This window comes from Aliidiomarina minuta (assembly GCF_003987145.1).
GTDB lineage: Bacteria > Pseudomonadota > Gammaproteobacteria > Enterobacterales > Alteromonadaceae > Aliidiomarina > Aliidiomarina minuta.
This window is the reverse complement of sequence record NZ_PIPL01000001.1, coordinates 419,672-430,952: the sequence shown is the minus strand read 5'-3', so window position 1 is coordinate 430,952 and position 11,281 is coordinate 419,672. Positions and strand designations below refer to the sequence as shown.

Below are 11,281 nucleotides of genomic sequence, written 5' to 3'. Positions count from 1 at the left end.
CGATTCAGAGTACCCTGCACATGCAACAACGTCTACGGACTCTTCTATTTTTCATTTTATTACTTCCATTTAGCGTATTAGCGACTCAGTTTTCTAATGCTCAACAGACCGACTTTGGTAATCAGAGTACTGACTTTCTTGACCCCAAAGTAGCCTTCACCTACGAATTAGAGCAGGATGACAGCGGTAATACTCTCATTCACTGGCAAGTTGAACCTGGCTACTACCTTTACCGAGAACGCCTCAGTGCCTCCGATCATCCGCTCGAACTTCCTGCAGGAAATATAATCGAAGACGAGTTTTTTGGTCGCTCTGAAGTCTACAACGACGACTTCACCATGCGAATTCAGAACCAGGGCACTGCTTTTACGTTAGTTTGGCAAGGTTGCGCTGAAGCCGGTTTGTGCTATCCCCCCATGCATGACGACATTCCAGGTGAGAGCATTACCGATACGAATGACAGCGTATTAGCTGCGGATCAGAGCATTACCGAGAGGCTTAGCAGCCAGTCCGTCGTGTGGGTTGTTCTGGGCTTTTTCGTTATGGGTCTTTTATTAACTTTTACACCCTGCGTGTTACCCATGATTCCTATAATCAGTAGCATTGTAGTAGGTAGTCAGTTAAAAGGACGTGAAGCTTTCTACCTGTCGCTTGCCTACGTGTTACCTATGGCTTTAACTTACGCATTCCTCGGGGTTATTGCTGCTTTAGCTGGGGCTGGCTTTCAGGCCACATTGCAATCACCAGTTACCCTGTCATTATTTGCTGGCGTGTTTATCATCTTTGCATTAGCCATGTTTGGTGTATTTGAACTACAGTTACCGGCCCCATTACGGGATCATTTAACCCGGCTTAGCAGTCAGCAGCGTGGTGGTCACTTTAAAGGCGCTATTGCCCTGGGTGTATTATCCGCCATATTGGTAGGCCCTTGTATGACAGCGCCTCTCGCCGGAGCACTCCTTTATATAAGTCAAAGCGGTGATATCACAACCGGATTTAGTGCGTTATTTGCGCTCGGCATGGGCATGGGCGTTCCACTGCTTATTGTCGGCACACTCGGCGGGCAGTTCCTACCCAAACCGGGCTCGTGGATGAATCGCATCAAAGCCGTGTTTGGCTTTATTCTGCTAGGTACCGCAGTCTGGTTTATCGAACGTATTGTCCCTGGACATATAGCTTTAACATTATGGGCTGGTCTGATACTTGGCCTGGGCACAACATTAGCTCTATACAATCAGGCAGCATGGATGCGGATCCCGGGAGTGGTACTCGCAGTCTGGGCAACTTTGATTATGTTTAATGCTATTCAGGGCGCGCAACACTTTACTGAGGTCCTGTCTCGTGGAAGCAGCGAACAGCACGAAAGTAAACAAAGCTACCAAAGTGTCGAAAGCCTTGAACAATTCAACAGTTATATAGAACAAGCAAACACTGCCGGTCAGTATGTATTCGTGGACTTCTACGCGGATTGGTGTGTGTCCTGCAAAGTGATAGAGCGCAACATACTGTCTCGTGACGATGTTCAGCAGCAGCTATCCGGCATGTTACGCCTGCGCCCAGACGTAACCAAGAACAATAATGAACAGCAGGAACTCATGCGTGAGTTGAACGTTTTAGGCCCTCCTACCATGTTATTCATCGACCCGAACGGTCAAGAGATTCGCGCTGAACGAATTGTCGGTGAGATCAATGCCAAACAATTCTTGCAACATCTGAGCCGCGTCCAGCTTAATCATTAAACACTATCTGTTAATAATACAAACTAAGGAAATTTTATGATTTTAAAACCACACTTATGGTCTTCTCTTTCCCTCGTGCTTTTATTGAGCATTCAGGGCGCTGGTGCAAGCGAAGACTTACCCGCCCCGCTGCAGAATATCACTAGTCAGGGAGTTAATATTATCGGCAGCTTTGCAGCACCGGGGTCTTTAACCGGCTATGTCGGGGAATATCAGGGACAGGGTCTTACGTTGTACACCACAGCAGATGGTCAGTATGCAATTATCGGCAACATGATTGACAGTAACGGTAATAATATAGGTGCTAGTCATATGCGCCGCTTGATTGACGAACCCCGTTATTCTGATGCCTGGGAAACTCTACAGGCAGATACTCACTGGATTGTCGACGGCGATGAAGACGCTCCTAATGTTGTTTATACGTTTACCGACCCGTTCTGCCCGTTCTGCAAGCGAATGCACGACTCAATGCGCCCCTACGTAGAGTCCGGCCAGGTACAGGTACGTCACATTATGGTTGGCATTATTCGTGAAAACAGTCCTGCTGTCGCTGCCACGATTCTCGGGTCTGACGATCCGACAGCGTTACTTATTAAACAAATGGACACCCTTAACGCAGGTGGAGTATCGATACAGCAAGCAGCAATGAGTTTCGGCGAAAGCGCAATAGATGATAACTATGCAGTGATGACTAAATTAAATTTACGTGCAACTCCAGCTACTTTTTATCGTGATCAGGAAGGGACTGTAAGATTGATACAAGGTGCACCACGAGAGGGGCAAATTCGTGAAATGATAATAAGTGATTAACAACTATAATGCCATGCGGACATTTCCCGGGTTCGTATGGCTGTCCCTTGCTTTAATATTATTGTACCTCCTCTAAGAAACTCCTTTAAATTATAAGCTATTCAAGTTCCAGTAAGTTCCACATTGATCCTGCACAACTAACTGTTTAATTTTTATCCGGTTACAGCAAATATCGTCTACACTCAAAGCCTTGGGACTTCCCCTATTGATCGCTTTAACTCAACGCATAATGCCGGTTTTGACATGCTCTGAGACAACAATCACGGAAACTGATGATGTCTATGCACTTTATCCGCAGTTATTATTTTAAAAAACGAAAGACCTCTTCTTTATGGCAGGACCCTGAACCTATACGTGAAGAACTTTTCGGCATTGAGCGTCTCGAGCAACATGCAACCAGTCTGGCAAAAGCACAGCAAATTACTGATAAACCAGCCCGGGTATTATCACTGCGTGATCGCTTAGAAGAGAATGCTGACGCGCTGCTTGTGATCTATCGCGACTGTGTTACCGATATGGAAGCTGGTAAAGATATGGTGCCGGCCGCTGAATGGTTGCTTGATAACTACCACCTGGTGGAAGCCCAGATCCGTGAAATCCGTGAAGATCTGCCAGCCGGTTTCTACAACCAACTGCCTAAACTTGCCAGCGGTCCGTTCGCAGGTTATCCACGCGTATTTGGTATGGCCTGGGCCTTTATTGCACATACCGACAGTCATCTCGATCCCGAAGTGCTGCGCCTCTTCATTGATGCCTATCAGCGAGTTCAGCCCCTGACCATTGGCGAGCTTTGGGCAATCGCTATTACTTTGCGCATCGTACTGGTTGAAAACCTGTGCCGTTTAGGCGCTCAAATCACCCGTGAACAGGCAAGACGTGACAGAGCCAATATGTTGGCAGACACCATGTTAAGTGAAGGTGACGGTGAAGAAGCCCTTGCCGATTATCTTCGTAAACATAAAGATCAACGCCTCTCAGAAACCTTTGCCGCACAATTGGTAACCCGCCTGCGAGCCCAGGACCCGGACACAACTCCGGCTCTGCGTTGGCTGGATGAACAACTAAAAAACCAACACCTATCAGTAGAAGTCATTGTTGAGCATATTGAGCGCCGCCAGGGCGCAGCTAACGTGACCATCCGTAATGTGATTACCAGCATGCGCTTAATTTCCGATATTGACTGGGCGAACTTATTTGAAAAAGTAAGCCTGGTAGACGCCCAGTTGCGTGCCAACAGCGATTTTGCTGCGATGAATTTCGCCACGCGCAATCTGTACCGCAATGCGATTGAAGAACTGGGCCGCCACTCGGACTATTCAGAAATGGAAGTGGTCAAAAAACTTCAGCAAATAGCCGGAAAAGACGACCCCGGATTCTACCTCATCGGTCAACAACGTCCTGAGTTTGAAAAAGAATTAGGCTTTAAAGCACCTTTTCGCCTGCGCATGGGTCGTTTTATCGGTCATATAGGCATTAGTGGTTTTGTCGGCACTGTAGTGGTTACCAGTCTTCTGTTGCTGGCCTTCGCGCTGCATGCACTTAATACCCAGACCCTGAGTATTGGCTGGATGATTGCCTTTGCGCTCATTGCCTTTCTCCCCGCTACGGATGTAGCCACTAGCCTGATCAGTCGTCTTGTGGTGTGGAGCTTCAATCCCACTATATTGCCAGGCATGGAGCTTAAAGAAGGCATTCCCGACTCCAGGCGCACCCTGATTGCGGTGCCCACGCTGCTAACCAATAGCGCAGATATCAAAAAACTGACGGAGCGACTGGAAGTGCATTATTTATCCAGTGCCGGCACCGGCTCTGAGAATCTTTTTTTTGCCCTGCTTACTGACTGGCTCGACTCGGATGAAGAAAGAAATAAAGCCGATACTCAGCTACTGCAGGAGGCATGCGACGCCATAGCCTTGCTGAATACAACGTATCCGGGCAACAAGTTTCTGATGCTGCACCGTCGGCGCATTTTTAATGCCTGTGAAAATAAATGGATGGGCTGGGAGCGTAAGCGCGGCAAACTGCATGAACTGAATCGACTACTGAGGGGCGCAACCGATACCACCTTTATAAACACAAGAGAAGACTGTGGCCAGCTGCCAGAGAATATTCGTTACGTTATTACCCTTGATTCGGATACCCGCCTGACCAGCGATACCGTAATCAGCCTGATTGGTAAAATGGCACACCCGCTCAATCAGCCCTATCTGGATACCGAAAAAGGCCGTATCACCCGTGGTTACGGTATTTTGCAACCGCGGGTAACGCCCTCATTCCCGGACGAACACCGGGGCTCTGTGTTCCAACGTATATTCTCTGGTCCTGGCGGCATTGACCCCTACGCCACGGCCGCCTCCGATATGTATCAGGATCTCTTTCAGGAAGGTTCATATACCGGAAAAGGCATCTACGATGTAGATGCTTTTGAAGCCGCATTACAAAATCGTATTCCGGAAAACATGCTGCTTAGCCACGATTTATTTGAAGGTATTTATGCCCGGGCGGGACTGGCCTCCGATATCGAAGTTATTGAGGAGTTTCCAGCCAGTTACGATGTAGCCGTTAAACGACAACACCGCTGGACACGGGGTGACTGGCAGTTATTATCCTGGATTCTTAACCTGTCCTCGACAGCACCGAAAACCGGTTCCCAGACAGTACCTTTGCTCGGTCGCTTTAAAATGCTCGACAACCTGCGCCGATCCCTGATTGCACCCTTTACTTTGGCCGCTCTTCTGCTGTGCTGGTTATTGCCCTGGCCACTGGCGATTGCCGCGACCAGCCTGGTGTTAATTAGCATTGTATTGCCTGCCTTCATGCCGGTATTAGGCAATCTATGGCCACGACGTCATGTTAATCCGCGTAGCCATTTCAATACTTTGTTTGCCGACTTTAAGCTGGCCTGTGTACAGGCTGTTCTCGCCATCGCTTTGCTTCCCGATCAAGCCTGGCGTATGGGCGATGCAATTGGCAGAACCTTAGTACGTTTATTTATCACCCACCATCACCTGCTGGAATGGACCACAGCAGCGCAGACCGCTGCCCGACCTTGCCGCTCACTCATTGAGTTTTACCGGGAAATGGCAGGCAGTACGCTGCTTTCACTTGTCTTAGTGCTTGCCACTTTAGTGTTTGTTCCAAACTCCTGGCCCTTACTTGCAGTCTTTGCTCTGCTTTGGCTATCCGCCCCTGCGCTGGCTTTCTGGACCAGTAAAACCTCGCCCATAGAAGAGCAACAGGTGAAATCTCAGGATGTTCTTGAGTTGCGATTGATAGCACGGCGTACCTGGCGCTTCTTTGAAGTTTTCGTGAGCAAAGAAGATAACCAGTTACCACCTGATAATTTTCAGGAAAACCCAGAAGCTGTGGTCGCCCGACGCACCTCCCCGACCAATATAGGTGTGTACCTGTTATCGGCATTGAGCGCCCGTGATTTTGGCTGGGCCGGTACTTTACAAACCATTGAGCGTCTCGAAGCTACTTTCCAGACCCTGCACAAAATGCAGCGTTTTAAAGGCCATTTTCTTAACTGGTATTCCACCAAAACTCTCGAACCGCTAACCCCGGCTTATGTTTCTTCTGTAGACAGCGGCAACCTGGCCGGCCACCTGATTGTGGTAGCGAATGCCTGTGAAGAATGGATGGCAGAGAACGAGCCTGTGGTATGTAATAGCGGACTTCTGGATAACTGCCGTCTCGCTCGCTTAGCGCTAAGTGCTGTTCAGCCGCAGCATCAGCAGATCGCTGGCATACTGAAAGCTATAGAAATGCAGATTCATGAACCAGGACAACTTCAGGCTTTGCTTAACCAAGCGGTTGATCTGGTCAACGAGCTTGACCTGGAAGATTCAGCAAATTTTGAAGTCCACTTCTGGGTTCAGGCCATGCAACAGAGCCTCTTCGAGCATCAACGGGATTGTGAAAATGGCCTTGCCGACCTTGACACCAAAGCGCGCCTTAAAGCGCTGGCGACCAGCGCTCGTCAATTTGCCATGGACATGGATTTTGCTTTTCTAATGGACCCACAACGTAAACTACTGTCCATTGGTTATTCCCTGGAAACCAATAACCGTGACGAGAGCTGTTATGACTTACTGGCCTCTGAAGCCCGGCTGGCAAGTTTATTTGCCATCGCAAAAGGCGATGCTGACAGCAAACACTGGTTCCGCCTGGGTCGCTCGGCCACACCGGTATTAAAAGGTTCAGCTTTGATCTCCTGGTCCGGCTCCATGTTTGAGTATCTGATGCCATCGCTGGTGATGCGGGCCCCCGCAGGTAGTTTACTGGCCCAGACCAACGAACTGGTGGTCAAACTACAACAAAGTTATGCCCGCTCACTGAACATTCCCTGGGGCATGTCAGAGTCGGCCTTTAACGCCCGGGACCATGAGTTCACCTACCAGTATTCCAATTTCGGCGTGCCTGAACTCGGCCTTAAACGTGGCCTGGGTTCCAATAAAGTCATAGCGCCCTATGCGACCGGTCTTGCGACTATGATTGACCCCACAGCGGCGTGTGCAAACTACGCACACCTCACCAGATTAGGCGCGCTGGGCCGTTACGGCTTCTACGAGGCGGTGGATTTCACCCGCGGCCGAACCCAGGACAATCAGCCCTATGCCATCGTCGAAAGCTTTATGGCCCATCATCAGGGCATGACTATCATTGCCATCGCGAATACCCTTCAACAAGGGCAGATGCGTAGGCGTTTCCACCGTGAAGCTATGATTCAGGCCTGTGAACTCCTGTTGCAGGAACGCATGCCTCGTGAAATTGTAGAGCCCCATAAACTGGCCCTTGCCGTCAAGACGCCAGTCCAGAATGGTCCAGGCAAAACGTCTACCATGCGTCGCTTCAGAGTGACCAGCTCAACCCCAAGAATAACTCACGTTCTGGGCAATGGTCGCTACTCAGTGATGCTGAACGCCGCCGGCGGTGGTTACAGTACCTGGCGTGATATTGCGATAACCCGCTGGCAACAGGATTCAAGTCAGGAACACCATGGCACCTTTATTTTTCTGCGTGATACGCAAACCGACCAACGCTGGTCTGCTGGTGCAAAGCTGCAAACTAAAAATGCTAGCGAAGATATCGTCGAATTCACTGAGGACTGCGCCGAGTTTATTCATCACGAACCTCAGTTGACCACCAGCATGGAAGTCGTGGTGTCTATGGAAGACGACGGTGAAGTCAGACGACTATCGCTGAGTAACTTTGATACTCAGGCGAAAGACATAGAAATCACCTCCTATGCCGAAATCGTGCTTAATACCGCCGCTGCGGATCAGGCACACCCGGCCTTTTCGAAGATGTTTGTGCAGACGGAATACTTGCCAGAGTTCGACGCCATCATTGCTACCCGTCGCACGCGATCACGCAACGATCAGGAAATATGGGCAGCGCATTGTGTGGTTGTCGAAGGTGAACTTAGCGCTGAGCCGCAATTCGAATCCTGCAGAGCGCATTTTCTGGGGCGAGGCCGAACACTGGATAACGCGGTTTGCATTGCTGGCCAGCAGTCATTGTCAAATACTGAAGGTACAGTACTGGACCCGATTTTTGCTTTACGTCGTAGGGTTAAAATTAACGCAGGGGCTGTAGCCCGTCTGGATTTCTGGACGTTGGTCGCTAACTCCCGTGAAGAATTGCTGGCGCAGCTCGATAAACATCATGATCGCAATGCTTTTGCCCGCGCTAAAACCCTGGCCTGGACTCAGGCACAGGTGCAACTGCGCCACCTGGATATTGCCAAAAATGAAGCGGTCGATTTTCAGCAGTTGATAACTCCCTTACTTTACCCCGATGTTGCCTTCCGTTCCTCTGAAGATATTATTCGTAAAGGTGCAGCTCCACAATCTTCACTTTGGGAGAGCGGTATCTCAGGTGATCTGCCCATCCTGGTTTTATATATCGACAATATAAAACACATTAATCAGGTAAAGCAGCTGTTGCGTGCTCATGAATACTGGCAGATCAAACAGCTCTGCATTGATTTGGTGATCATCAACGAACAACCCTCCTCCTATATTCAGGAATTACAGGACGCTATTGAAGCCGCGATTCGAGCCAGCCACTCGCGGGTAAATATTGGCGAACCGACCCGCGGAGCCGTTTATGCGTTGCGGTCTGATCAATTGAGTATGGCCGCCCGTGCCTTACTGGCCTCTATTTGTCGCGTCAAGCTATATGCAGCTGCGGGTTCATTGCGAACTCAACTTGATCTTTTGCAGCATAAAAAAGAAAGTTCAGCACCAGCGACTGCCACTCCCTCAGCGATTCGCCGTGGCAAGGTTACCCAGACCTTTACTACGCATCTGTTGGAGCCGCCTGAACTTGAATTTTTTAACGGACTGGGCGGTTTTGATCAACAGGGAACCGAGTATGTAACAGTGCTCAACAAAGACCAGAACACACCCGCGCCCTGGCTCAATGTCATCGCTAATCCAAAGTTCGGTTTTCAGGTATCCGCAGAAGGTAGTTCTTATACCTGGGCCGAAAACAGCCGCGAAAACCAGCTTACCCCCTGGTCGAATGATCCCGTCAGTGATCCCAGCGGAGAAGCTTTCTACGTGCGCGATGAAGACAGCATGGAGGTCTTTAGTGTCACCGCCAATTGCGTCCGCGATGATGGAACTTATATCGCCCGCCATGGTTTTGGTTACAGCCGTTTTCAACATCAGGCGCAGGGCATAGCGCTCGACTTATTGCAGTTCGTACCGCTTAACGACTCCATCAAAATATCTCGCTTAACCCTGCACAATGACTCTGATCAGATACGCAGACTTTCAGTCACCGCCTACGTGAGCTGGGTGCTGGGCAATTCGCGCAGTGCCAATGCACCTTTTATGCAAACAGAGCTGGATAACAAAGGCGCCATACTGGCTCGTAATTCCTGGAGTATCGGCTTTTCTAAACGCATAGCATTTGCTGATTTAGCCGGCCAGCAAAGCAGCTGTACTGCTGATCGCAACGAGTTTTTAGGGCACAATAATACGACAGGCATTCCCCAGGCCTTAACCAGCGAGCGTCCTTTGTCTGGCGCTACCGGCGTAGGCCTGGACCCTTGTGCGGCTTTACGTCAGGAATTAGTCCTGGAGCCCGGTGACTCAATAGATGTGGTCTTTTTACTAGGTCAGGAAGCCTCCCCGGAAGCAGTGACAGAGCTCTTAGCTAAATACCGTCAGTGCGACATTGATAAAGAGCTGAACCTGGTCAATGAGCATTGGCGTTCGGTATTAGGGGCTGTTCAGGTCAAAACCCCGGACCGCGCGATGGATATTATGCTCAATGGCTGGCTTATCTATCAGACATTGGTTTGCCGGCTTTGGGCACGCTCGGGCTTCTATCAGGCCAGTGGCGCTTACGGTTTTCGTGATCAGCTGCAAGACGGCATGGCGCTGAGTTTCGCCAAACCCGAGCATACACGAGAACATATTCTACGCGCCGCTTCCCGTCAGTTTGCTCAGGGCGATGTACAGCACTGGTGGCTGCCCCACTCGGATGTCGGGGTACGTACACGCATATCAGATGACCGAGTCTGGCTGGTATACGCTACCGCCAGTTACATTCAAAGCTCGGGTGATAGCAGCATTCTGGATGAACAGGTGCCTTTTCTGGAAGGCCCTGAGTTAAAAGAAGAGGAACATGAAAGCGTATTTCAGCCGCAAGTTTCTAAAAACACAGCAACATTATTTGAGCACTGTGCCCGGGCTCTGGAACAAAGCATCGAACTGCGAGGCGAGCTTGGATTGCCCCTGATAGGAACCGGTGACTGGAACGACGGCATGAACCAGGTCGGAGCTGAAGGCAAAGGCGAAAGTGTCTGGCTGGGTTGGTTATTAATCAAAACGCTGAAATTATTTGCCCCCCAGGCGAAAAAATACGACAAGGAACGTGCGCAATCATGGAGCAAGTGCGCCAGAACACTACACAATATCATTGAAAAAGTAAGCTGGGATGGCGAATGGTATCGACGCGCCACTTACGACGACGGTAGCTGGTTAGGTTCCTGGCAAAGCGAAGAATGCCGTATAGACAGCATTGCCCAGTCCTGGGCTGTGTTGTCCGGCGCAGCGGACCCAGCCCGTGCTCTGCATGCTATGTCGTCTTTAAATAAACAGCTTGTCTCCGATGACACTGGCCTGGTTTTATTATTTGCACCACCTTTCAATTACGGTGGTAAAAATCCGGGATATATTCAAGGCTACCCACCCGGCTTAAGAGAGAACGGTGGCCAATACACCCATGCCGCAACCTGGGTCATAGAAGCTTATGCTCAGCTCGGCGATGGTAATCAGGCCAACCGGATTTTTAACCTGCTAAACCCGATTAATCACGCTTTAACCAACGAAGACATGCAACAGTACAAGGTTGAACCCTATGTAGTCGCAGCGGATATCTATTCCGTTGCGCCGCACGTGGGCCGCGGCGGCTGGACCTGGTATACCGGGGCTGCAGGCTGCATGTACCGTGCTGCCATGGAGGGCATATTAGGGCTTCAGCGCCGGGGCAAAACACTGATTATCAAGCCCTGCGTAGCCCGCCAATGGCCAGATTATGAAATCACGATCAATATTGAAGACAGTGAATACCAGATCCAAATCAGCAACCCGCAAAAACGCTGTACCGGTATCTCTAAAGCTGAATTGGATGGCACCCCTATTGAGCATGCTGAGGAAAGTGTGAAAATCACTCTGGATGGTCAGTCACACAAGCTGTGTATTGTCATGTAA

At 49.9% G+C, this 11,281-nt stretch carries 3 protein-coding genes; all 3 read left to right on the top strand.

Going from position 1 to position 11,281, the window contains the following annotated elements; translation table 11 throughout:
• Nucleotides 1-20: 20 nt before the first annotated feature.
• The 3 genes from dsbD (at nucleotide 21) to CWE09_RS02070 (ending at nucleotide 11,281) form a co-directional block, all read left to right on the top strand.
• Complete coding sequence (dsbD, locus tag CWE09_RS02080; RefSeq protein ID WP_126802244.1) at nucleotides 21-1,739, top strand: protein-disulfide reductase DsbD; 1,719 nt, start codon at nucleotides 21-23, stop codon at nucleotides 1,737-1,739.
• A gap of 36 nt (nucleotides 1,740-1,775) precedes the next feature.
• Complete coding sequence (gene dsbG, locus CWE09_RS02075; protein WP_126802243.1) at nucleotides 1,776-2,549, top strand: thiol:disulfide interchange protein DsbG; 774 nt, start codon at nucleotides 1,776-1,778, stop codon at nucleotides 2,547-2,549.
• A gap of 272 nt (nucleotides 2,550-2,821) precedes the next feature.
• A complete protein-coding gene (locus tag CWE09_RS02070; RefSeq protein ID WP_241974284.1) occupies nucleotides 2,822-11,281 on the top strand; it encodes a glycoside hydrolase family 94 protein in 8,460 nt (2,819 codons plus the stop codon).